Source organism: Pseudomonas sp. CBS, from assembly GCF_024734645.1.
Classification (GTDB): domain Bacteria; phylum Pseudomonadota; class Gammaproteobacteria; order Pseudomonadales; family Pseudomonadaceae; genus Aquipseudomonas.
The window spans coordinates 1,947,483-1,971,006 of sequence record NZ_CP102929.1 but is presented as its reverse complement, the minus strand read 5'-3'; the positions used below and the strand labels follow the sequence as shown (position 1 = coordinate 1,971,006).

16 protein-coding genes are annotated in these 23,524 nt (G+C 61.6%); 9 read left to right on the top strand and 7 right to left on the bottom strand.

The annotated features are described in order from the left end of the window. Positions 1-3 precede the first annotated feature (3 nt). The gene (locus NVB75_RS08815) at positions 4-1,611 is read right to left on the bottom strand and encodes a carboxyl transferase domain-containing protein (protein ID WP_258346858.1); all 1,608 of its coding nucleotides are present in this window, start codon (positions 1,609-1,611) and stop codon (positions 4-6) included. 14 nt (positions 1,612-1,625) lie between these two features. After that, positions 1,626-2,789: an isovaleryl-CoA dehydrogenase gene (locus tag NVB75_RS08810; RefSeq protein WP_258346857.1), complete on the bottom strand. Its 1,164-nt coding sequence runs from the start codon at positions 2,787-2,789 to the stop codon at positions 1,626-1,628. A gap of 145 nt (positions 2,790-2,934) precedes the next feature. Between NVB75_RS08810 and NVB75_RS08805 the strand changes: the two genes are divergently transcribed. Next, entirely contained in the window at positions 2,935-4,566 is a 1,632-nt protein-coding gene (locus NVB75_RS08805; protein WP_258346856.1) for an AMP-binding protein, read from the top strand. 1,381 nt (positions 4,567-5,947) lie between these two features. Here NVB75_RS08805 and NVB75_RS08800 read toward each other — a convergent pair. From NVB75_RS08800 to NVB75_RS08785, 3 genes are all read right to left on the bottom strand, one after another. Beyond that, entirely contained in the window at positions 5,948-6,847 is a 900-nt protein-coding gene (locus tag NVB75_RS08800; protein ID WP_177027202.1) for a hydroxymethylglutaryl-CoA lyase, read from the bottom strand. Between the two features lie 12 nt (positions 6,848-6,859). Beyond that, a complete protein-coding gene (locus tag NVB75_RS08795; protein WP_003211806.1) occupies positions 6,860-7,258 on the bottom strand; it encodes a MerR family DNA-binding transcriptional regulator in 399 nt (132 codons plus the stop codon). A gap of 167 nt (positions 7,259-7,425) precedes the next feature. Beyond that, positions 7,426-8,355, bottom strand: a complete 930-nt coding sequence (locus NVB75_RS08785; protein WP_076014198.1) for a LysR family transcriptional regulator — start codon at positions 8,353-8,355, stop codon at positions 7,426-7,428. Positions 8,356-8,505: 150 nt separating this feature from the next. On the opposite strand from NVB75_RS08785, the gene NVB75_RS08780 reads away from it, so the two are divergent. Further along, positions 8,506-9,735: an acyl-CoA dehydrogenase gene (locus NVB75_RS08780; protein ID WP_226476315.1), complete on the top strand. Its 1,230-nt coding sequence runs from the start codon at positions 8,506-8,508 to the stop codon at positions 9,733-9,735. A 139-nt stretch (positions 9,736-9,874) separates the two neighbouring features. Here the strand turns inward: NVB75_RS08780 and NVB75_RS08775 are convergent, their stop codons facing one another. Together NVB75_RS08775 and xthA are read right to left on the bottom strand one after the other, a co-directional pair. Further along, entirely contained in the window at positions 9,875-11,215 is a 1,341-nt protein-coding gene (locus tag NVB75_RS08775) for a phosphate ABC transporter substrate-binding/OmpA family protein (RefSeq protein WP_258346855.1), read from the bottom strand. A 201-nt stretch (positions 11,216-11,416) separates the two neighbouring features. Continuing rightward, on the bottom strand, positions 11,417-12,229 hold the full coding sequence (xthA, locus tag NVB75_RS08770; protein WP_003211800.1) for an exodeoxyribonuclease III: 813 nt from the start codon (positions 12,227-12,229) through the stop codon (positions 11,417-11,419). 203 nt (positions 12,230-12,432) lie between these two features. Here xthA and NVB75_RS08765 point away from each other — a divergent pair, with 203 nt between their 5' ends. From NVB75_RS08765 to NVB75_RS08735, 7 genes are all read left to right on the top strand, one after another. Continuing rightward, complete coding sequence (locus NVB75_RS08765) at positions 12,433-13,083, top strand: N-acetyltransferase (RefSeq protein WP_003211798.1); 651 nt, start codon at positions 12,433-12,435, stop codon at positions 13,081-13,083. A gap of 64 nt (positions 13,084-13,147) precedes the next feature. Continuing rightward, the gene (locus NVB75_RS08760) at positions 13,148-14,875 is read left to right on the top strand and encodes an autotransporter assembly complex family protein (protein WP_023658973.1); all 1,728 of its coding nucleotides are present in this window, start codon (positions 13,148-13,150) and stop codon (positions 14,873-14,875) included. Beyond that, a complete protein-coding gene (locus tag NVB75_RS08755) occupies positions 14,875-18,558 on the top strand; it encodes a translocation/assembly module TamB domain-containing protein (protein WP_258346854.1) in 3,684 nt (1,227 codons plus the stop codon). The genes NVB75_RS08760 and NVB75_RS08755 overlap by 1 nt, the downstream gene beginning before the upstream one ends. Before the next feature lie 145 nt (positions 18,559-18,703). Further along, positions 18,704-19,177 (top strand): MarR family winged helix-turn-helix transcriptional regulator, encoded by a 474-nt coding sequence (locus NVB75_RS08750; RefSeq protein ID WP_063028678.1) that lies wholly within the window; start codon positions 18,704-18,706, stop codon positions 19,175-19,177. Beyond that, positions 19,174-20,637, top strand: coding sequence for an efflux transporter outer membrane subunit (locus NVB75_RS08745; RefSeq protein ID WP_258346853.1), 1,464 nt, complete (start codon positions 19,174-19,176; stop codon positions 20,635-20,637). The genes NVB75_RS08750 and NVB75_RS08745 overlap by 4 nt, the downstream gene beginning before the upstream one ends. Before the next feature lie 15 nt (positions 20,638-20,652). Continuing rightward, complete coding sequence (locus NVB75_RS08740; protein WP_258346852.1) at positions 20,653-21,870, top strand: efflux RND transporter periplasmic adaptor subunit; 1,218 nt, start codon at positions 20,653-20,655, stop codon at positions 21,868-21,870. Continuing rightward, the gene (locus tag NVB75_RS08735) at positions 21,870-23,399 is read left to right on the top strand and encodes a DHA2 family efflux MFS transporter permease subunit (RefSeq protein ID WP_063028684.1); all 1,530 of its coding nucleotides are present in this window, start codon (positions 21,870-21,872) and stop codon (positions 23,397-23,399) included. The genes NVB75_RS08740 and NVB75_RS08735 overlap by 1 nt, the downstream gene beginning before the upstream one ends. Positions 23,400-23,524 lie beyond the last annotated feature (125 nt).

The window sequence follows — 23,524 nt, the reverse complement described above, 5'->3', positions numbered from 1 at the left end:
CATTTACATGCGGAACACGCCGAAGCGGCTCGGCTCGATGGGGGCGTTCAGCGAAGCGGACAAGGCCAGGGCCAGCACGTCGCGGGTCTGCAACGGGTCGATGACGCCGTCGTCCCACAGCCGTGCGCTGGAGTAGTAGGGGTGGCCCTGGGTTTCGTACTGGTCGAGGATCGGCTGCTTGATCGCGGCTTCCTCGTCGCTGCTGAAACCCTGGCCCGCGCGCTCGGCCTGCTCACGCTTGACCTGTACCAGCACGCCGGCCGCCTGCTCGGCGCCCATCACGCCGATGCGTGCGTTGGGCCACATCCACAAGAAACGCGGGTCATAGGCACGGCCACACATGCCGTAGTTACCGGCGCCGAAGCTGCCGCCGATGATCACGGTGAACTTCGGCACCTTGGCGCACGCCACCGCCGTCACCAGCTTGGCACCGTGCTTGGCGATGCCGCCGGCTTCGTACTTCTGGCCGACCATAAACCCGGTGATGTTTTGCAGGAACAACAGTGGAATCCCGCGCTGGCAGGCCAGCTCGATAAAGTGCGCACCTTTCTGCGCAGCTTCGGCGAAGAGGATGCCGTTGTTGGCCAGGATCGCAATCGGGTAGCCGTGCAGGTGCGCAAAGCCGCACACCAGAGTGGTGCCGAACAGTGCCTTGAACTCATCGAACACCGAGCCGTCCACCAGCCGCGCGATCACCTCGCGCACGTCGAACGGTTGCTTGGCGTCGGCCGGGATCACGCCGTACAGCTCTTCGCTGCTATAAAGCGGTGCCAGCGGCGTGCGTTGTTGCAATTGCCCCAGCTTGCGCCAGTTGAGGTTGGCCACACTGCGCCGGGCCAGGGCCAGCGCATGTTCGTCGCTGTCGGCATAGTGGTCGGCGACGCCGGAAATCTTGCAGTGCACATCGGCACCGCCCAGGTCTTCGGCGCTGACCACTTCACCGGTCGCCGCCTTCACCAGCGGCGGGCCGGCGAGGAAGATGGTGGCTTGCTGGCGCACCATGATTGCTTCGTCCGCCATGGCCGGCACATAGGCGCCACCGGCGGTGCAGGAGCCCATCACCACGGCGATCTGCGGAATGCCCTGGGCGCTCATGTTGGCCTGGTTGAAGAAGATCCGCCCGAAGTGTTCGCGGTCCGGGAACACTTCGTCCTGGCGCGGCAGGTTGGCGCCGCCGGAGTCCACCAGGTAGATGCACGGCAGGCGGTTCTGTTCGGCGATGGTCTGGGCGCGCAGGTGTTTTTTGACTGTCAGCGGGTAGTACGAACCGCCTTTCACCGTGGCGTCATTGGCGACGATCATGCACTCGACGCCTTCCACCCGACCAATCCCGGCAATCACCCCGGCCGCCGGCACGTCTTCGCCATACACCTGGTAAGCGGCCAGTTGGCTGAGTTCAAGGAACGGCGAGCCAGGATCGAGCAAGCGATTGATCCGCTCGCGCGGCAACAGTTTGCCTCGGGATGTATGCCGCTCCTGAGCCTTGGCGCCGCCGCCTTGCTGCACTTGGGCGAGCAGCGTATGCAGGGCGTCGACCTGTTGGAGCATCGCCGCGCTGTTGGCGGCGAATTCCGCCGAGCGCGGGTTGAGCTGGGTGTGCAGGGTAGCCATGGTGCGCGCTCCGTTCAGCGGGTTTCGTTAAACAGTTCGCGACCGATCAACATGCGCCGGATCTCACTGGTGCCGGCACCGATTTCATACAGCTTGGCGTCACGCAGCAGACGGCCCGCCGGGAATTCATTGATATAGCCATTGCCGCCGAGAATCTGGATCGCGTCGAGGGCCATCTGGGTAGCACGTTCGGCGCTGTACAGGATCACCCCGGCGGCATCCTTGCGCGTGGTTTCGCCGCGCTCGCAGGCCTGGGCCACCGCGTACAGGTAGGCGCGGCTGGCGTTGAGTTGGGTATACATGTCGGCGACCTTGCCCTGGATCAGCTGGAACTCGCCGATGCTCTGGCCGAACTGCTTGCGGTCGTGGATGTAGGGCACGATCAGGTCCATGCAGGCCTGCATGATTCCGGTCGGGCCCCCGGAGAGCACCACGCGTTCGTAATCAAGGCCGCTCATCAGCACTTTCACGCCGCCATTCAATGCGCCGAGGATGTTTTCTTCCGGCACTTCGACGTCATCGAAAAACAGCTCGCAGGTGTTGGAGCCGCGCATGCCGAGCTTGTCGAACTTGTTGCTGCGGCTGAAGCCTTTCGAGTCGCGCTCGACGATAAACGCGGTGATGCCGTGGGCACCTTTTTCGAGGTCAGTCTTGGCGTAGATCACGTAGGTGTTGGCGTCGGGGCCGTTGGTGATCCAGGTCTTGCTGCCGTTGAGCACATACACACTGCCGCGTTTATCGGCGCGCAGCTTCATGGAGACCACGTCGGAACCGGCGTTCGGTTCGCTCATCGCCAGGGCGCCAACGTTCTCGCCGCTGATCAGCTTGGGCAGGTACTTGAGTTTTTGCTCGTGGGTGCCGTTGCGGTTGATCTGGTTGACACAGAGGTTGGAGTGCGCGCCGTAGGACAACGCCACCGAAGCCGAACCCCGGCTGATCTCTTCCATCGCCACCACGTGGGCCAGGTAGCCCAGGCCGGCGCCGCCGTATTCTTCCGGTACGGTGATGCCCAGCAGGCCCATGTCGCCGAACTTGCGCCACATGTCGGCGGGGAACAGGTTGTCGATATCGATCTGCGCAGCCCGTGGCGCCAGCTCCTTGGCCACGAAGGACTGCACCTGGTCGCGCAGCATGTCGATGGTTTCACCGAGGGCGAAGTTCAGGGAGGGGTAACTCATGGACGGGCACCTTCTAGCGTTGTTTTTGTGTGGCCAATGCGCCGGGTAGGGCGATCACCTTTACGTTAACGTAAACTTGCGTTGCAGGCCTGTCAATCGTAGTTTACGTTTACGTCAACCTACAAAAAAGACAACAGGGGTCGTTATGGTTCAATCGAATCTGAGCTACAGCCGTGGCTCTCAAGACAAGGCCTTGCTGGCCATGACTATCGGCCAAGCCTTTGATCAAACGGTTTCGCGCTACCCCGACGGCGAAGCGTTGGTCGTGGCCCATCAACAGCGTCGCTACACCTGGCGGCAACTGGCAGAGACGGTTGATTTGCATGCACGTGCGTTCCTGGCCATGGGGATGCAAACCGGCGACCGCCTGGGCATCTGGGCCCCGAATTGCGCCGAGTGGTGCATCAGCCAGATCGCCAGCGCCAAGCTCGGCGTGATTCTGGTCAACATCAACCCGGCGTATCGCAGCAGTGAACTGGAGTACGTACTCAAGCAATCCGGTTGCCAGTGGCTGGTGTGCGCCGGGTCGTTCAAGACCTCCGATTACCACGGCATGCTGCAGGAATTGAAGCCCGACCTGCGCGGCATCGTCAGCCTGGATCCCAGCCCGCCCCCGGGGTTCACGCCCTGGTCGCAATTGGCGGCGCTCGGCGCAGGCATTCCGCCCGAGCAACTGCAAACCCGCCAGGCCAGCCTGCACTTCGATCAACCCGTCAACATTCAGTACACCTCCGGCACCACCGGCTTTCCCAAAGGCGCCACCCTCAGTCACCACAACATCCTCAATAACGGCTACATGGTTGGCGAAAGCCTGGGATTGACCGCGCAAGACCGCCTGGTGATCTCGGTGCCGCTGTATCACTGCTTTGGCATGGTGATGGGCAACCTGGGCTGTATCACCCATGGCACCACAATGATCTATCCGAATGACGGTTTCGACCCGCTGCTGACCCTGAGCGCCGTTGCTGAAGAACGGGCCACGGGGCTTTACGGCGTGCCCACCATGTTTATCGCCATGCTTGATCACCCGCGCCGCGCTGAATTCGACCTGTCGCACCTGCGCACCGGGATCATGGCCGGCGCCACCTGCCCGATCGAAGTGATGCGCCGGGTCATCAGCGAGATGCACATGAGTGAGGTGCAGATTGCCTATGGGATGACTGAAACCAGCCCGGTGTCGTTGCAGACCGGGCCGGATGACGACCTAGAGCGGCGGGTGACCACCGTCGGTCGTACCCAGCCACAGCTGGAAAGCAAGATCATCGACGAGGCGGGTAACACGGTTGCGCGGGGCCAGATAGGTGAGCTGTGTACTCGTGGCTACAGTGTGATGCTGGGTTACTGGAACAATCCTGACAGCACTCGTGAGGCTATCGACGAGGCGGGCTGGATGCACACCGGCGACCTGGCGACCATGGATGAACATGGGTATGTGTGCATCGCCGGGCGTAATAAGGACATGATCATTCGTGGTGGCGAGAACGTGTACCCGCGGGAGTTGGAGGAGTTTTTCTTTACTCATCCGGCGGTGGCGGATGTGCAGGTGATCGGGATTCCGGATGAGCGTTATGGTGAGGCGATTGTGGCATGGATCAAGTTTCATCCGGGGCATGTGGCTAATGAGCTTGAGCTGCAGACGTGGTGCAAGGGGCGGATTGCGCACTTCAAGATGCCCAAGCATTTTAAATTTGTGGATGAGTTTCCGATGACGGTGACGGGGAAGATTCAGAAGTTTCGGATGCGGGAAATTATGATTGAGGAGTTGGGGAGGGGGTGAGGGGGCTCTGGGTGTATATCCGTTATTTAGGTAACGGCTACTTATGGTTCCGCTCTTACAGCGGCTCACTTTGGAAAAGCCCCAAAGTAAGCAAAGGGCTCTGCCCCGCCTGTCGGCACCTCGCCTAGGCTCGGTGTTCCCTCACTCCGGCACCGCGAAGCGGGCCGCCGCGACGGGCCATCCATGGCCCGGCGCGGCTAAACCGGCGTCCTGCCGGTTTACCCGCTCCGCAATACCTGCGTTCGGCCTCGGGCTTATTGGGGCAGTCAGATCAAGATCAAAAGCAAAAGCAAAAGCACAGCGGCCTCCCGGCCGGCTTGAGTGTTAACAGCCAAAGCAAAAACCAGAGCGAAAACAGATCTGCTTTTCTGTGGGAGCGGGCTTGCTCGCGAAAAACCTGAGAGCGCCGCGTTCATCCAGAATGCCCACGTCATCGTTAACGACCTTCGCGAGCAAGCCCGCTCCCACATTTGGACCGTGCCCGCTTTAGATTTTGATTTTGCTTTTAACACTCAAGCCGGCCGGTAGGCCGCTGTGCTGTTGATCTGCTTTTGATCTTGATCTTAGGCGCCCCGTTAAACCACGCTGGCCGAACGCAGGCTTTGGAGCGTGGGTAACCTGGCAGGACGCCAGGTTAGCCGTCCTGGGCCAGGGATGGCCCATGACGGCGGCCCACGGTCCAAAGCCGGAGTGAGGGCACACCGAGCCTAGGCGAGGTGCCGAGTGGTGGGGCAAGAGCGTTTTGCTTACTTTTGCGCTTTTCAAAAGTGAGCCGCTGTAAGAGCGGAACCCATTTCAGCCATCACCCAAAAAACGGATATACACCCAAATCACCTTCCCCGAGAAAGCACAAAGGGGACCCGAAGGTCCCCTTTAATTTGTCGTTGCGTGCTCTTTTTTATTATTGAGGGGCGGTCTGTTGTTGTTTTTGGCAACCGTGGCCCTTTACCGCTGTTTTTGGCGACCCCCATCCGGGGTCAAGAGCAAACGTATTTTTTTGAGCGCTGATCTGCTTCTTCGCACGCGATCCAACCAGAGGGTAGCTACCTGAAGGTAGTTTTTTGTTCTTCTCTATCCGGTTGCGGGTTTCGGCTAGCCGTACCCTGCGAAGCACATCTTCTCCAAAAAAATCTGTTAGCTGCGTCTCTGCCGTGTTGTTTTTGTTATGTCAGAGTCGTTACGTCTTATTTTTATTAGGTTTGGTGCTTTTTATTCTTGTTATGCAATAGAGATAGCAGAAGCCGTGCCAACTTTTTAAAGTCCTTTAAAATCAATGGCTTAATTTTTTGGTGAGAAATTTCCTTCAGGAAATGCGACAAGATATGTTCCCGTGTTACCCGATGTGTAGCCGCGAGGTAACACATCGTCACAGGCGCGCTACTCAACCCGCGCTGCGAGCCTTCGCCACACGCGAACCCGTGGGGCGCCCGAGGACCGTACAAATCTGCTGGCCCGCCAGAATCAGCTTGTCCATGTCGATACCCGTCTCGATGCCCAGGCCATTGAGCAGGTACAGCACATCTTCGGTCGCGACGTTACCGCTGGCACCCTTGGCATAGGGGCACCCGCCGAGGCCCGCAATAGAGCTGTCGAACACCTGGATACCTTCCTCCAGGCTGGCGTAGATATTGGCAATGGCCTGGCCATAGGTGTCATGGAAGTGACCGGCCAGCTTGTCCCGTGGCACCTGCGCGCCGACCACCTCGAACATCCGCCGCGTGGCGCCTGCGGTGCCCGTGCCGATCGTATCGCCCAGGGACACTTCATAGCAGCCCATGGCAAACAGCTCGCGAGCGACTACCGCGACGTGTTCCGGTGCGACCTGACCTTCATAGGGGCAACCCAACACACACGACACATAACCCCGCACGCTCACGCCATGCTGCCTGGCCGCGTCCATGATCGGCACGAAGCGCTCCAGGCTTTCACTGATGGAGCAGTTGATATTGCGCTGGGAAAACGCCTCGGACGCCGCCGCAAACACCGCGACTTCCTTAACGCCCGCCGCCAGCGCATCTTCAAAACCCCGCAGGTTCGGCGCCAGTGCGCCATAGGTCACGCCCGGCTTGCGCTGGATCTGCGCAAACACCTCGGCCGACCCGGCCATCTGCGGCACCCACTTGGGCGACACAAAACTGCCGACTTCGATGTAACCCAGGCCGGCGGCGCTCAGGGCGTCCACCAATTGCACCTTGTCGGCGACGCTGATGGGTTGCGCTTCATTCTGCAGGCCGTCGCGCGGACCGACTTCCACCAGGCGCACATGAGAGGGAAGGGACATGGCAGCTACCTTTTATGAATGGCCAACCTGGCCCTGAATGGTCTGTTCCAGCGCCTGGGTGCAACGCTCTTCGGCGGTGTCCAGTTCCAGCTTCATCTGTTCGATGTCCAGCAACTGTTGCTCCAGCTGCTCGCGGCGCTCGGCGATTTTCGCCAGCATGCTGTGCAGCTGTTTCTGGTTGCCGCTGGTGGGGTCGTAGAGTTCGATCAGCTCCCGGCACTCGGCCAGGGAGAAGCCGATGCGCTTGCCCCGCAGGATCAACTTCAGGCTGACCTTGTCCCGGGGCGAATAAATGCGCTCCTGGCCCCGGCGTTCCGGGGACAGCAGGCCTTGTTCTTCATAGAAGCGAATGGCGCGGGTGGTGATGTCGAGCTCGCGGGCGAGGTCGGAGATGCTGTAGGTCGTGCTCATGGGGGCGCTCAAGGAGTGTCTTGAGCGTTAAGCTAATGGCTGGTTGACGTTAACGTCAAGCGCATTACCCACTGCAGGAGCGAGCTTGCTCGCGAAAAACGCTAACGATAACGCGGGCTGTCTGGTTCAACGCGGCGCTCTCGGGTTTTTCGCGAGCAAGCTCGCTCCTACAGTTTATCCAGCTTCTTCTCATGGGCCGTCACTTGCTGGCATAACTCGATCATTTGCTCGCGCATCCAGCGGTTGGCCGGGTCCTGGTCGGTGCTTTCGTGCCAGTACAGGTGGGTTTCCACCATGGGCACATCATTCACCGGCAGGTTGAACCAGTGCAGTTCATGGCGCCGGGCAAAGCGCTCCGGCACGGTCATCACCATGTCGGTCTGCTGCAACACTTGCGAGGCCATCAGGTAGTGCTGGGAGCGCAGGGCGATCTTGCGCTGCAGGCCCATCTTGCCCAGCGCCAGGTCGACGTGGCCCAGGCCGTTGCGCCGGCTGGAGATATGAATGTGGGTCAGCGACAGGTAGTCATCCAGCGTGAGCTTGTCCTTGCCCGCCATCGGATGCCCCTTGCGCATGGCGCACACGTAGCGGTCTTCCATCAGCTTTACATGGCGCACTTGCGGGTCGGTGTTGAGCGGCGCATCCACCGCAAAGTCCAGGCGACCGGCCGCCAGTTCCTTGGTGGTTTCCCGGCGTTTGGACAGAAAGCTCTCGATCACTACCGTCGGCGCCAGGCGGCGCAAACGCTGGAACAGTGCGGGCAAGATCACCGCTTCGGTGAGGTCGGTCATGCTGATGCGGTAGGTCTTGGCGGCCTGTTGCGGGTTGAAAATCCGGCTTTCCTGCACCGATACCCGCAGCAGCGACAGGGCATTACGCACCGGGCCGATGATGTTCTGGGCCATGGGCGTGGGCACCATGCCTTGGGCGGTACGCACGAACAGCGGGTCGTTGAACGTCTCCCGCAGGCGGGCCAGAGCGTTCGACACCGCCGGCTGGGTAATCCCGACAATCTGCCCGGCACGGGTCAGGTTGGCTTCGGTGTAGATCGCGTCAAAGACGATGAAGAGGTTGAGGTCGACCTTGCTCAAATTCATTTCGCTGCGCTCTTATTGTTAGGTGTCCATACGCCGATCATATATCGGTGATGAATGTTAATACACGCCGAGAATAGGCTAGGTAAATTATCAACGCTGTTCTAGCATCGATTCATGACCTCAACAACCTCCATTGAGAAGGTGCTGCCCATGGATTTCGCCTATTCGCCCAAGGTTCAGGAACTGCGTGAACGCGTCACCGCGTTCATGGACGCTTACGTTTACCCGGCCGAGCCTGTATTCGAACGCCAGGTTGCCGAAGGTGACCGCTGGCAGCCCACCGCGATCATGGAAGAGTTGAAAGCCAAGGCTAAAGCCGAAGGCCTGTGGAACCTGTTCCTGCCGGAGTCCGAACTGGGCGCAGGGCTGACCAACCTGGAATACGCCCCCCTGGCGGAAATCATGGGCCGCTCCTTGCTGGGGCCCGAGCCGTTCAACTGCTCGGCCCCGGATACCGGCAACATGGAAGTGCTGGTGCGCTACGCCAACGAAGAACAGAAACAGCGCTGGTTGGAGCCCTTGCTGCGTGGCGAGATCCGCTCGGCATTCGCCATGACCGAGCCGGACGTGGCGTCCTCCGATGCCACCAACATGGCGGCCCGTGCGGTACGTGACGGCGACGAGTGGGTGATCAATGGTAAAAAATGGTGGACCTCCGGCGCCTGCGACCCGCGTTGCAAGATCCTGATCTTCATGGGCCTGAGCAACCCGGATGCGCCGCGCCACCAGCAGCACTCGATGATCCTGGTACCGGTGGATGCACCGGGTGTGAAAATCGTGCGCCCGCTGCCGGTGTTCGGCTACGACGACGCGCCCCATGGCCACGCGGAAGTGCACTTCGAAAACGTCCGGGTGCCGTACGAAAACGTCCTGCTGGGCGAAGGCCGGGGCTTTGAAATCGCACAAGGTCGGCTTGGCCCTGGCCGTATCCACCACTGCATGCGCTCCATCGGCATGGCCGAACGCGCGCTGGAATTGATGTGCAAGCGTTCCGTCAGCCGCACCGCTTTCGGCAAACCGCTGGCTCGTCTGGGGGGCAATATCGACAAGATCGCCGACTCGCGGATGGAAATCGACATGGCGCGCCTGCTGACCCTGAAAGCCGCCTATATGATGGACACCGTGGGCAACAAGGTCGCGAAAAGCGAAATCGCCCAGATCAAGGTAGTGGCGCCGAACGTGGCGTTGAAGGTGATCGACCGTGCGATCCAGATCCACGGTGGCGCCGGCGTCTCCAACGACTTCCCGCTGGCCTACATGTACGCCATGCAGCGCACCCTGCGCCTGGCCGACGGCCCGGACGAAGTGCACCGCGCGGCGATCGGCAAGTTCGAAATCGGCAAGTATGTGCCACGGGAGATGATGCGCAGCGGCCAGTAACACCGAGGCGTCTTCATCGCAGGCAAGCCAGCTCCCACAGGGGAATGCAGTCACTGTGGGAGCCGGGCTTGCCCGCGATGAGGCCAGTTGATCGTGCCCACGCTCTACGTGGGAATGCTGCCCCGGACGCTCCGCGTCCTCAATACACCCAAACCTCCACCCGCCGATTCTTGATCCGTCCCTCATCCGCCGTATTCGCCGCTACCGGCATCTGCGCGCCAAATCCGCGAATATCCCTCAGCACCACGCCGCTCTTGACCAACTCCCGCCGCACCGCCATCGCCCGCAACTTCGACAATAGCGCCGCCCGTTGCGCATCACTCTTGGCATCCCCAAACCCCACCAGCGTCACCTGCTTGTCCAGCTTGCCGTGGCGCTTTATATAAGCCACCACCCGCACCAAGTCCTGGCGCGCCTTGTTGTCGAGGCTGGCGCTGCCTTCCTCAAACCGGAAATTCACGGTCAGCCGCTGCGCCTGCCGGGCAATCGCCTGGTAATCCTCGGGCATCGGCGCTCGCGGTTCCACGGTCATGGCCTGTACCTGTTGGGCGATAAAGCCGTTGGCGGCCACAATCGCCTGGCCCTTGCTGCTTTGCGCAAAGTCCACCAAGGCCTTGGCCCAGGGGTTGTGCCCAGCCGGCGGCAGATAGAAAAACAACCGGCGTGACAGCGGGTAATCCTCGGTGGCAATCAGGCTGTTCGACGGCAGCATGGGCTGTGAGTCGCCATCGACAATGGCGACTGCCTTGGCCTGGCGCACATAAGGCAAGCCAATAAAACCGATCCCCTGCGGGTCATGGCTGACGGCATCCGACAACGCCTCGCTGGACTCGAACCGCTTGGCGCTGCCATCCAATGCTTTGCCGCGACGGCTGAGCACCAGCTCCTTGAAGGTATCGTAGGTGCCGGACTGATCATCTCGCGCGTACAGGTGAATCTGGCCGCCGATGCCGCCAATTTGCTCCCAGGTCGAAACCTCGCCGCTGAAAATCTGCGCCAGTTGCTCGGTGTTCAACGTACCCAACGGGTTGCGCGGGTTGAGGATGATCGCCAGGCCATCAATGGCGATGACTTGTTCAGCATCCGGGCTCTTCAGGTCGCCGAGGGATTCCAGGTCCACCAATTCACTGTCCTTGATCGGCCGGGAAGACGCCGCAAGGTCGGCGCTGGCTTTTTTCAGTGCACTAAAGCCGGTGCTGGAACCATGGGCGGCCACTTCCACCGTCACCCGCTGGCCCTGGCGAGTCTTGCCGATGATGTGTTGTTCGTTGGCTTGGTCCGATGGCTCGCTGTGCACCGCTTGCAACCCCTGTTGCTCCATCAGCCCCTTGACCAGCGCCGGACCAAGCGCCGCGCCGATGGTGTTGGAACCCTGGATGCGCAAGGCCGGGCCATATTCGGGGAAGGGCAGTGGGGTGGAAAAAGCGGCGAGGGGAAATGCGCTGAACAGTGCCAGCAGGGATAGAACGCGCAGCATCATGCCGGCACCTTCTCAAGCCAAAGGGAGTGCCGCGAGATTAAGTCAGAGAGGTTTCAGCAATATGACCGGCATCACGCCGTCAAAAAGTGTGGGAGCGGGCTTGCTCGCGAATACGGTGTGTCAGTCGACGTATCCGGTGACTGACACACCGTATTCGCGAGCAAGCCCGCTCCCACATTTAACGGCGCTGCTGTTAAGAAATCAGCTCAGTTCCAGCCAGATCGGCGCATGATCGGAGGGTTTTTCCATGCCACGCAGGTCGTAATCCACACCGGCATCCTTCACCCGGGGCAGCAGCCCTTGGGAGGCCAGGATCACGTCGATCCGCAGCCCGCGCTTTGGCTCGTCTTCAAAACCACGGCTGCGGTAATCGAACCAGCTGAAGCGGTCCGCCACGTCCGGGTTGAGGTGACGGAAGCTGTCCACCAGGCCCCAGTTCTTCAGGCGCGCCATCCACTCGCGTTCTTCCGGCAGGAAGCTGCATTTGCCGGTTTTCAACCAGCGCTTGGCGTTGTCGGCGCCGATACCGATGTCGCAGTCTTCCGGGGAAATGTTCACGTCGCCCATCACCACCACGGCCTGGTCATTGCTGAACTGCGACTCCAGCAAGGTTTGCAGGTCCTCGTAGAAGCGCTGCTTGGCCGGGAACTTGGTGGGGTGGTCGCGGCTTTCGCCCTGTGGGAAATAGCCGTTCATGATGGTAATCGGGTTGCCATTGGCGTCGGCGAAGGTGCCCCAGATAAAGCGGCGCTGGGCGTCTTCTTCGTCACTGGCAAAGCCTTTGTGCAGCGCCAGCGGTTCCTGGCGCGAGAGCAGGGCGACACCGTAGTGGCCTTTCTGCCCGTGGTAATACACGTGATAGCCCAGGGCCTTGATCTCATCCAGCGGGAACTGGTCGTCGTGGACCTTGGTTTCCTGCAGGCCGATCACGTCCGGCTGATGTTTCTCGATCAGTGCCGCCAGCTGATGAGGGCGGGCACGCAGCCCGTTGATATTGAAAGACACGATTTTCATGGTCGGCGGTCCAGTCTGGCAAAAGGGCGATGCTAGCCGACAATGCAGGACGGGAGCCAGTCTTGTAGCCGCTGCCGAGGCACAAGGCTGCGTTGGGCTGCGAAGCGACGCCCGGTGGCTACACTGAACGAAACAGTGCCGCAGACGTTCGTAATAACAAGAGCGCAACCTTTTGAGTCAGCGCCCAGGGGAGATTCACTGTTATGCCTGACACCTCGACTGCCATCGCCCAGATCCACATGCTCGACAGCGGCTATTCTCGCGAAGCCCGTTCGCTGTTGTACCAGGCCTATCGCCATGAGCCGACGTTCGCCTATATCTTCGAAGCCGAACGTCCCGGCTACGAACAGCGAGTCCGCGCTACGGTGCGTGAACTGGTCAAGCAACACTTCTTCCAGAAACTGCCGGCCATTGGCCTGTTGGTCAACGACCGGCTGATCGGCATCGCCCTGATCGCGCCACCGACACGCCGCCTGGGCATCACCGAAAGCTGGGCCTGGCAGTTACGGATGTGGCTGAGCACCGGTGTGCGCGGCACCCGGCGCTACCTGGAATACCATCAGGCGGTGCTGGCGTGCCTGCCCTCGGATTCGGTGCATGTGCTGCCGTTGCTGGGGATTCACCCGCAATTCCAGGGCAAACACTACGGTGAGCAATTGCTGGAAGCGGTGCACAACTGGTGCGCCGAAGACCCGCATTCCTCTGGCGTGGTGCTGGATACGGGGAATTCTCGCTATCTGGAGTTCTATAAGCGCCAGGGCTACGAAGAGATTGGCGAGGTGGCTGTAGGACCTGTTCTGGAACACGTGTTCTTTCACGCAAATCCGCAGGTGTTACAGGCTGCAACGGTTTGAGACAGAATTATTCAGACAAATCCGGGTTCTAACCCGCTCCCAAGCTCGTGTAGCATCCCGGCCTATGAAGTTTCCAGGAAGATTTACCAGCGGCTTGATTCTGCTGTTCACGAGCTGCGGCGCCTTGGCGCAAAGCGAATTGGATGTGCGCATCAAGCCTTCAAACGACGCGTTGAAAGCCAACATCGAAGGCTATATCGGCGGGGTCGGCGATCGTGACGAAGAAGCCCTGCTGCGGTTCAGCCGTGGCGCCGAGGAGCAGGCCCGCAAGGCTGCCCAGGCGTTGGGCTACTATCAACCGCAGATTGCCAGCGATGTGAAGGGCGGCAAGAACCCGCGCCTGATCCTCACCATCGACCCCGGCGAACCGGTGCATTTGCGCAATGTGACGATTCGGGTCGATGGCCAGGCCGCCGACCTCAAAGCCTTTCGCGTGCCCGCCAGCGACCAACTCAAATCCGGCGCCGTGCTCAACCACGGCAACTACGAAGACGCCAAGCGCGTCATCCAGAACCAGGCGTCACGCTACGGCTTTTTCAGCGGGCGCTTTACCAGCCAGAAACTCTCGGTCGACCCCAAGGCGGGCGTGGCCGATATCGAACTCATTTATGACAGCGGCCCACGCTACACCTTGGGCAAGGTCAGCTTTGCCGGCGACACGCCGTTTGATGAAGACTTGCTGCAACGCATGGTGCCGTTCAAGAGCGGCGCGCCTTACGACTCCGAACTGATCGCCGAACTCAACCAGAACCTGCAATCCAGCGGCTTTTTCGAGGGCGTGCGGGTGGACGCTGCCCCGGCCGCCTCGACCAATGACGTGATCCCGGTGGCCGTGCAACTCGAAACCCGCAAGCCCCGCACCATGGGCCTGGGCCTTGGCTACTCGACCGACGTCGGTCCACGGGGCAAGGCCAACTGGACGCGCCACTGGGTCAACCCCCAGGGCCACAGTTATGGCTGGGAAGCCGAATTGTCGGCGCCCCGGCAGAACGTCGGGCTGTGGTACGACATTCCCATGGACCCGCCGCTCACCGACAAACTGCGTTTCGCCGGCGGCTACCAGAATGAAGAAATCGCCAACACCGACACCCTGAGTAAACTGCTCACCCTCGGCCCCGAGTGGCACAGCAAGTTGCCCAGCGGCTGGACGCGGGTGATCTCGCTCAAATGGCAGCGCGAAGAATATCGCCTGGGCAACGACTCGGGCCTGAGTACGCTGCTGATGCCGGGCATCAGTTACTCCTACCTGCGCAGCGACAACCGCATCGACCCGCACAACGGCTATCGCCTGCTGTTCGACGCGAAGGTCGCCAAGGAAGGCCTGGGTTCCGACACCAACCTGCTTTACGGCACGGCGACAATCAAGGGCTTGACCACCCTGTGGGACAACCACCGTTTCCTGGCCCGGGCGCAGTTTGGCGGCAGTGCCACCAACGGCTACAAATCCGTGCCGCCGTCGTTGCGGTTTTTTGCCGGTGGTGACCAGAGCGTACGGGGTTACGAGTACCAGACCCTGTCCCCGGAAAACGACCGTGGCGACCGCATTGGGGGCCGCTACATGGTGGCCCTTAGCGCCGAGTATCAATATTCCATCGCCGAAAAATGGCGGATCGCGACCTTTATCGACCAAGGCAACTCGTTCAACACCCTGGAAATGCCGAGCCTGAAAACCGGTGTGGGTGTGGGCGTGCGCTGGGTGTCGCCGGTCGGCCCGATCCGCCTCGACCTGGCCCATGCCCTCGAAGATCCGGGCGGCATTCGTTTGCACTTTTCCATGGGGCCTGAGCTGTGATGCGTGGTTTGAAAATAGCGGGGCTGGCCATTCTGGCGGTCCTCGTGGTGATCGTGCTGGCACTGTGGACGGTGCTGGGCACCCAAGCCGGCAGCCGTTGGGTGCTGGGCCAGGTGCCGGGTTTGACCCTGGAGAATTTCCAGGGTCGCCTTGGCGGGCAGTGGAGTGCCGACCACCTGTTGTGGCAGCAAGACAGCAGCCGCGTGGAGCTGCAGGCACCGAAGTTCGACTGGTCGCCGGCCTGTTTGATGCGCATGACCTTGTGCATCAACCAGCTGGATGTGGAGCAGGTGAACCTGCAATTTCCGCCCAGCACCGAAGAAAGCAGCGGCCCGATTACTCTGCCGGACCTGAAACTGCCAGTCGCCATTCAGTTGGGCGACATCCGCATCGGCAGCCTGCTGTTCAATGGCAGCGAAGAGCTTCAGGGCCTGCAACTGGCGGCGCACTGGACCACCGCCGGGATGCAGATCGACTCGGTGCACCTGCAACGGGACGGTTTGGTCCTTGACCTGTCCGGCCTGCTGCAACCCACCGGCAATTGGCCGCTGGCCGCCAGCGGCAACCTGAGCCTGCCTTACGCGCCGGGCGGTGCGCCTTGGACGCTGGCGCTCAAGGTCGATGGTGATTTGCTCAAGACCCTCAAGCTCGACGCCGACAGCAGCGGCTACCTGCCGGCCAAACTCAGCGGCGAACTGCAACCGCTGGTGGAAAACCTGCCGGCGCAGCTGCGCATCACCGCCGACGGCTTCAAACCCAGCGCCGATCTGCCCGATACCCTGCAACTCAATCAGCTGGACCTGACCGCCAAGGGCGACCTGAGCAACGGTTACCAACTGCTCGGCAAAGCCGTCCTGCCGGCGGAAAAAGGTCCGGTGGACCTGCTGCTGCAAGGCAAGGTCGACGCCAAGGGCGCGCAGATCGCCGGGCTGGACCTGAATGCCGGCGACAAGCAAAGCCTAAAGCTCAGTGCCAATCTGGACTGGCAGCAAGGCTTCAGCGCCGACGCGAAAATCGACTGGCTGGATTTCCCCTGGCATCGCCTGTACCCGGTGATCGACGAACCCCAAGTCGCCTTGCGTACCTTCAATGGCGAAGTCTCCTACAAGGACGGCAACTACCTGGGCAACTTCAAGGCCGACCTCGACGGCCCGGCGGGCAAGTTCAGCCTGGCCAGCCCGTTCAGCGGCGACCTCAAGCAAGTGTTCCTCCCCGAGCTGAAACTCGCCGCCGGCCAGGGCAAGGCCGAAGGCTACCTGAACCTGCAATTTGCCGATGGCATCGCCTGGGATACTGCGCTGGACCTGTCGGCCATCAATCCGGCGTACTGGGTCGCGGAACTGCCGGGTACTCTGGCCGGCCCGTTGCGCAGCAAGGGTGAAATCAAGAACGAGCAACTCAAGCTCAATGCCGACCTCGACCTCAAGGGCCGTTTGCGCGGCCAACCCGCCGTGCTTCAGGCCAAAGCCGAAGGCGCAGGCGAGCAGTGGACCCTCGGTGCCCTCGACATCCGCCTCGGCGACAACCGCATCTATGGCAGCGGCAGCCTGCAACAACGGCTGGCTGGGCAGATCGACATCAAACTGACGCGCCTCGCCCAACTCTGGCCGCAACTGCGCGGGCAGATGAACGGCCGCCTCGACGTCGCCGGCACCCTGCACGCCCCCCAAGGCAAGCTCAACCTGGTGGGTCAACAACTGGCCTTTGAAGACAATCGTCTGCAAAACCTGACCCTGGACGCAAACCTCGATACCGCCCAGCGCGCCAGAATCGACTTGAAGGGCAGTGGCATCCAGGCCGGTGAAACCCAGCTCGGCACCTTCACCGCCAGCGCCCAGGGCGATATCAAGAGCCAGAAAGTCCAGCTCGACCTGGCCGGCCCCTTGCTCAAGCTGGCCCTGGCCCTGGACGGCAATCTCGACAAAGGCAACTGGCGCGGGCGCCTGGCCAGCGGCGATGTGCAAGCCGGTGGCCAGGACTGGAAGCTGCAAGCACCGGCGAAAATCGAACGCCTGGCCGACGGCAAGCTGACCTTTGCTGCCCATTGCTGGGTCTCCGGCCCGGCGAGCCTGTGCGGCGAAGACCAGCGCCTGATGCCTGAGCCGAAGCTGCGTTACCACCTCAAGCAGTTCCCCATCGACAGCCTGGCCCAGTGGTTGCCCAAGGATTTCGCCTGGCAGGGCAAGCTCAATGCCGACGTACAGCTTGACCTGCCGGCCAGCGGCCCTAAAGGCGTGGTTTCGGTGGATGCCAGCGGCGGCACCCTGCGGGTCAAGGACAAGGATCAGTGGCTGGATTTTCCGTACGACACGCTGAAGCTGGAAACCACCCTCAACCCCACGCGCATCGACACCCAGCTCAACTTCCGTGGTGGCAAGCTCGGCGAGTTGCTGTTGCAGGCGCAGATCAATCCGCTGGCGAAGAACAAACCGGTCACCGGCAATTTCAGCCTGACCGGCCTCGATCTCGCCGTCGCCCGACCCTTTGTACCCATGGTCGAGAAACTCAACGGCAAGCTCAACGGTAACGGGCGAATCGGCGGCAGCCTGCTGGCGCCTCAGGTCAACGGCAGCGTCAACCTGGTCGGCGGCGAAATCTCCGGCCCGGAACTGCCCACCAGTTTCGAAGGCCTGAATATCCAGGCGGTGATTGCCGGCGAAAGCGTGCAACTCAGCGGCGGATGGCGCAGCGGCAAGGCCGGGCAGGGCACTATCAAGGGCCAGATCGATTGGGGCCAGGCCCTGGCGGTGGACATCGCCCTGCAAGGCACGCAACTGCCGGTTACTGTGGAGCCGTACGCGGCCCTGGAAGTGGAACCCGACCTGAAAATCAGCATGAAGAACGACAAGCTGGCGATCTCCGGCAAGGTGCAAATTCCCAGGGGCGAGATCACTGTGCGCGAACTGCCGCCGTCGACGGTCAAGGTCTCGGATGACACGGTGATCGTCGGCAGCCAGACCGAAGAGGGCAAACCGCCGATGGCCATGGCGATGGACATCGACGTGGAGGTCGGCAAGGACAAGCTGAGCTTCGCCGGGTTTGGCCTCACCGCCAACCTGCAAGGCCACGTGCACATCGGCGACAACATGGACACCCGTGGCGAACTGTGGCTCAACGACGGTCGCTACCGCGCCTATGGCCAGCGCCTCACAGTGCGTCGTGCGCGGCTACTGTTCGCCGGGCCGCTTGACCAGCCGTTCCTGGATATCGAAGCGGTGCGGATAACCACCGAGCCGTCCCGGACCGTCACCGCGGGTATTCGTCTGAGCGGCAGTGCCGAGCAGCCGACGACGCAAATCTTCTCGGAGCCGGCCATGGCCCAGGAAGATGCCTTGTCGTACCTGGTGTTGGGGCGATCACGCACCACCAACGGTGAGGACAACAACATGCTGGCAGAAGCGGCGCTGGGTCTTGGTTTGATGGGCAGTGCCGGGGTCACTTCGGACATCGCCAAGAACCTGGGCATCCAGGACTTTGAACTGGACACCCAGGGCAGCGGCACCAATACCGCCGTGGTGGCCAGCGGCAAGATTTCGGAGAAGCTCAGCCTGCGTTATGGCGTCGGGGTTTTTGAACCGGCCAACACCATTGCCTTGCGCTACCTGCTGAGCAAGAAGGTGTACCTGGAAGTGGCCAGTGGCGTCGCCAGCTCCCTGGATATTTTCTACAAGCGCGATTTCTGATCCGTACACGTTAAGGGTGGGAGCCCGGCTCCCACCCTTTATCGGCTAATTACCAAGCAACCTAACTATTCGTTTGACATTCGCTGCCTAGGCAGTAACATCGTGTCACACATTCACTGCTTAGGCAGTTAATAGGCTGGTCACGATGAAGCACTTCACCCCCGAAAACTTTCACAACTGCCACCTCGGCTTGCTGCTGGGCCGGGCTGCGCTGCTTAAAGACAAGATCATCGACACCCACATGGAACCCCACGGTATCACCGCCGCGCAGTTCAAGGTGTTGATCATCATGGCCCAGTACGGCGTCGACACCCCGGCCGAACTGTGCCGCAACCTGTCCCTGGACAGCGGCTCCATGACCCGCATGCTCGACCGCCTGGAACAGAAGGACCTGCTGGCGCGCAAGCGCTCCGAGCAGGACCGGCGCCAGGTGCAGTTGGTGCTGACCGCGGAAGGCCAGCGCGTGGCCGACATGCTGCCGCACATCGGTGCCCAGGCCTTGAACCAACTGGCAGGCGCGCTGGAGCCGGGTGAATTGCAAACCCTGGAAAAAATCTTGAAGAAAATTCTGATAGCTGCGGGTGACCCCATCACCATTCAGCGGGTAGGTGGTGCATGAACAATCGCTCCTTGCGTGCCGGCCTCAGCCTTGTGCTGGTGGCCATGACTATGGCCGGTTGTGCCAATTTCAGTGGCTTGAACACAGAAGGCAAACGCCTCGAAGCCAATAACCTGCAAACCGGCAAATCCCTCAGCGGCGTGACCCTGTCCACCGCCGCCTGGCCGACTGCCGACTGGTGGAAGGGCCTTGGTGACCCTCAGCTCGACGGCCTGATCCAGGAAGCCCTGCAGAACAGCCCCGACATGCAAGTGGCCAGCGCCCGTGCCCACCAGGCCGAAGCAGCAGCCTATGCCGCCGACGCCGATCGCATGCCGACCCTGGATGCCAGCGCCGGGGTCAGCCGTTCGCGCCTGGCCAAGGACCAGGACCCGCGGGGCGAGGGCGATGCCTACGCCACCGTGCGCAACATCGGTGCCAGCTTCAATTACAACTTCGACCTGTGGGGCGGCCAGCGTGCCGCCTGGGAAGCCGCGCTGGGCCAGGCCCGCGCCGCCGAAGTCGACCAACAGGCCGCGCGCCTGACCCTCGCAGCCAACGTCGCCAAGGCCTATAGCGACCTGGGCCAGGCCCATATCGTGCGCGACCTGGCCAACGATGACCTCAAACGCACCCGGCAAATGCTCGAACTGGGCCAGCGTCGCCTGAACTCCGGGATCGACAGCCAGTATCAGTACCAGCAAACCGAGAGCCTGGAAGCCAGCTCCCAGTCGCAACTGATCGATGCGGAAAAACAACTGCAGAGCGCCAAGATCGCCCTCGCCGTGTTGCTCGGCAAAGGCCCGGACCGTGGCAGCGAACTGGTGCGCCCCAACGTGCTCAAGCCCAGCGCGGTTGCCGTGCCTTCGGTGTTGCCTGCCGAGCTGGTGGGCCGTCGTCCGGACCTGATCGCCGCACGCTGGCGTGTCGAGGCTGCAAGCAAGAACATCGATGCCAGCAAGACCCGTTTCTACCCCAACCTCAACCTGAGCGCGAGCGCCGGGGCCGAGTCGTTGCTGGGGGATGCGATGTTTGGTTCGGCCAGCCGCTTCTTCAGCATAGCGCCGACCCTCTCGCTGCCGATCTTCGACGGCGGCCGCCTGCGCGCCGACCTCGACGCTCGCGACGCCGACTACGACCTGGCCGTGGCCCAGTACAACAAAACCCTGGTGCAAGCCTTGGGCGATATCGGCAACACACTTTCGCAATTGCGCGAGACCGGCCGGCAGATCCAGGCCCAGCAACACGCCGCTGACATTGCCCAGCAGTCCTACGACACCGGCGTCCAGCGGTACAGCTCAGGTATCGGTAATTACCTGGACGTGCTCAGCATCGAACAGCAATTACTCCAGGCCCAACGCCAGTTGGCCACCCTGAATGCCGAGCAAATCGATCTTTCGATTCAACTGATGCAGGCCCTGGGCGGCGGTTTCCACGCCGATAACGTGGCCTCGACCACCCCAGCCACGCGCACTGAATAATTCAAGGTACTTGTCATGGCCACTGCCGAAACCAGCAACAACGCTCCTGAAACAAAAAAGCCTGAACAACCGTCCACCAGCAACCCGCGCAAACGCAAAGTCATGCTGTTTGTCCTGGCGTTGATCGTCATCCTCGGCGCCCTGGGCGTGTGGGGTTGGTACGAACTGTATGGCCGCTTCAGCGAAAGCACCGACGACGCCTACGTCAACGGCAACGTGGTGGAAATCACCCCGCTGGTCACCGGCACCGTGGTGAGCATCGGGGCCGACGACGGCGACCTGGTCCATGAAGGCCAGGTGTTGATCAACTTCGACCCCAATGACGCGGCCGTCGGCCTGCAAAGTGCCCAGGCCAACCTGGCCCGCACCGTGCGCCAGGTGCGTGGCTTGTACAGCAACGTCGATGGCATGAAGGCCCAGGTGCTGGCGCAACAAGCCAACGTGCAAAAGGCCCAGGACAACTACAACCGACGCAAGAACCTCGCCGCTGGCGGCGCGATTTCCCAGGAAGAACTGTCCCACGCCCGTGACGACCTGACCTCGGCGCAAAACGCCTTGGCCAACGTGCAGCAACAGTTCAAGACCAGCAGCGCCCTGGTGGATGACACCGTGATTTCGTCCCACCCGGACGTGCAGGCTGCCGCCGCGCAGTTGCGCCAGGCTTACCTGACCAACGCCCGCAGCACCCTGATCGCACCGGTGACCGGCTATGTGGCCAAACGTACCGTGCAACTGGGCCAGCGGGTTCAGCCGGGCACTGCGTTGATGGCCGTGATTCCGCTGGATCAGCTGTGGATCGACGCCAACTTCAAGGAAACCCAACTGCGGGATATGCGTATCGGCCAGCCGGTGGACATCGAATCTGACATCTACGGCAGCGACGTGAAGTTCAGCGGCACCGTGGACAGCCTCGGCGCGGGCACCGGCAGTGCGTTTGCCTTGCTGCCGGCGCAGAACGCCACCGGTAACTGGATCAAGATCGTGCAACGGGTGCCGGTGCGTATCCATGTGAACGCCGAAGAGTTGGCCAAGCACCCGCTGCGTGTGGGCTTGTCCACCGTGGTCAACGTCGACCTGCACGACCAGAGTGGCCCGGTACTGGCCCAGCAGGCCCCGCAAAAGGCCTCGTTCAGCACCAACGTCTACGACCGCCAACTGGCCGAAGCTGACGCCATGATCACTCAGTTGATTCATGACAACAGCGTCGCCGCTCCAAAGGCTGCGCAACGCTAATGAGCAATAACGCCTCGTTCACGCCGCCCAGCTTGCTGATGGCCACCATCGGCTTGTCCCTGGCGACCTTTATGCAGGTGCTCGACACCACCATTGCCAACGTGGCGTTGCCGACGATTTCCGGCAACCTCGGCGTGAGTTCGGAGCAGGGCACCTGGGTCATCACCTCGTTTGCGGTGAGCAACGCCATTGCGCTGCCGCTGACCGGCTGGCTGAGCCGTCGCTTCGGCGAGGTGAAGCTGTTTCTGTGGGCCACCATCCTGTTTGTGCTGGCCTCGTTTCTCTGCGGTATCTCCACCTCGATGCCTGAGCTGATCGGCTTTCGGGTGCTGCAAGGCCTGGTGGCCGGCCCGCTGTACCCGATGACCCAGACGCTGCTCATCGCGGTCTATCCCCCCGCCAGGCGCGGCATGGCCCTGGCGTTGCTGGCGATGGTCACGGTGGTGGCGCCGATTGCCGGGCCGATCCTCGGCGGCTGGATTACCGACAGCTACAGCTGGCCGTGGATCTTCTTTATCAACGTCCCCATCGGCATCTTTGCGGTGATGGTGGTGCGTTCGCAGCTGAAGAAACGCCCGGTGGTCACCAGCTACCAGCCGATGGACTACGTCGGTTTGCTGAGCCTGATCGTGGGCGTCGGCGCCTTGCAGATCATCCTCGACAAGGGCAACGACCTGGACTGGTTCGAGTCGAACTTCATCATCATCGGCGCGGTGATCTCGGCGATTGCCCTGGCGGTGTTCGTGATCTGGGAAATGACCGACGAGCACCCGGTGGTCAACCTGCGGCTGTTTGCCTACCGCAACTTTCGCATCGGCACGATTGTGTTGGTGCTCGGGTACGCGGGCTTCTTCGGGATCAACCTGATCCTGCCGCAATGGCTGCAAACCCAGATGGGCTACACCGCGACCTGGGCGGGCCTGGCGGTGGCGCCGATCGGGATTCTGCCAGTGTTGATGTCGCCGTTTGTGGGCAAGTATGCGCACAAGTTCGACCTGCGCTTGCTGGCTGGCCTGGCGTTCCTGGCGATTGGCTTGAGTTGCTTCATGCGGGCTGGCTTCACCAATGAAGTCGACTTCACGCACATCGCCCTGGTGCAGCTGTTCATGGGTATCGGCGTGGCGTTGTTCTTCATGCCGACCTTGAGCATCCTGATGTCCGACCTGCCACCGGCGCAAATCGCCGACGGCGCGGGCCTGGCGACCTTCCTGCGGACTCTGGGCGGCAGCTTTGCGGCCTCGTTGACCACCTGGATCTGGATTCGCCGGGCGGACCAGCACCATGCCTACATGAGCGAAAACATGACCACCTACGACTCGGCCACCCGGGACGCCTTACAGGCGCTCGGCGGGGCAGGGCACAAGGCGTACGCGCAGCTTGATCAGATACTGACGAGCCAGGCGTACATGATGTCCACCGTGGATTACTTCACGTTGCTGGGGTGGATGTTCATGGCGTTGATCGTGATTGTATGGCTGGCGAAACCGCCGTTTGCGGCGAAGGCCGGGCCGGAGGCTTCGGGCCACTAAGCCTCAATCCATGATCGTTCCCACGCTCCGCGTGGGAACGCCGCTTTGATGATCGTTCCCACGCTCTGCGTGGGAACGCCGCTCTGGACGCTCTGCGTCCGCTTTTGAAGGTCGTGACGCAGAGC

What these genes read in the sequence shown, in the direction of transcription:
- NVB75_RS08740 (WP_258346852.1), top strand. Translation starts at nt 20,653, where the DNA reads ATGGCCACTGCCGAAACCAGCAACAACGCTCCTGAAACAAAAAAGCCT.
- NVB75_RS08780 (WP_226476315.1), top strand. Translation starts at nt 8,506, where the DNA reads ATGGATTTCGCCTATTCGCCCAAGGTTCAGGAACTGCGTGAACGCGTC.
- NVB75_RS08775 (WP_258346855.1), bottom strand. Translation starts at nt 11,215, where the DNA reads ATGATGCTGCGCGTTCTATCCCTGCTGGCACTGTTCAGCGCATTTCCC.
- NVB75_RS08745 (WP_258346853.1), top strand. Translation starts at nt 19,174, where the DNA reads ATGAACAATCGCTCCTTGCGTGCCGGCCTCAGCCTTGTGCTGGTGGCC.
- NVB75_RS08765 (WP_003211798.1), top strand. Translation starts at nt 12,433, where the DNA reads ATGCCTGACACCTCGACTGCCATCGCCCAGATCCACATGCTCGACAGC.
- xthA (WP_003211800.1), bottom strand. Translation starts at nt 12,229, where the DNA reads ATGAAAATCGTGTCTTTCAATATCAACGGGCTGCGTGCCCGCCCTCAT.
- NVB75_RS08760 (WP_023658973.1), top strand. Translation starts at nt 13,148, where the DNA reads ATGAAGTTTCCAGGAAGATTTACCAGCGGCTTGATTCTGCTGTTCACG.
- NVB75_RS08800 (WP_177027202.1), bottom strand. Translation starts at nt 6,847, where the DNA reads ATGTCCCTTCCCTCTCATGTGCGCCTGGTGGAAGTCGGTCCGCGCGAC.
- NVB75_RS08815 (WP_258346858.1), bottom strand. Translation starts at nt 1,611, where the DNA reads ATGGCTACCCTGCACACCCAGCTCAACCCGCGCTCGGCGGAATTCGCC.
- NVB75_RS08810 (WP_258346857.1), bottom strand. Translation starts at nt 2,789, where the DNA reads ATGAGTTACCCCTCCCTGAACTTCGCCCTCGGTGAAACCATCGACATG.
- NVB75_RS08755 (WP_258346854.1), top strand. Translation starts at nt 14,875, where the DNA reads ATGCGTGGTTTGAAAATAGCGGGGCTGGCCATTCTGGCGGTCCTCGTG.
- NVB75_RS08750 (WP_063028678.1), top strand. Translation starts at nt 18,704, where the DNA reads ATGAAGCACTTCACCCCCGAAAACTTTCACAACTGCCACCTCGGCTTG.
- NVB75_RS08735 (WP_063028684.1), top strand. Translation starts at nt 21,870, where the DNA reads ATGAGCAATAACGCCTCGTTCACGCCGCCCAGCTTGCTGATGGCCACC.
- NVB75_RS08805 (WP_258346856.1), top strand. Translation starts at nt 2,935, where the DNA reads ATGGTTCAATCGAATCTGAGCTACAGCCGTGGCTCTCAAGACAAGGCC.
- NVB75_RS08795 (WP_003211806.1), bottom strand. Translation starts at nt 7,258, where the DNA reads ATGAGCACGACCTACAGCATCTCCGACCTCGCCCGCGAGCTCGACATC.
- NVB75_RS08785 (WP_076014198.1), bottom strand. Translation starts at nt 8,355, where the DNA reads ATGAATTTGAGCAAGGTCGACCTCAACCTCTTCATCGTCTTTGACGCG.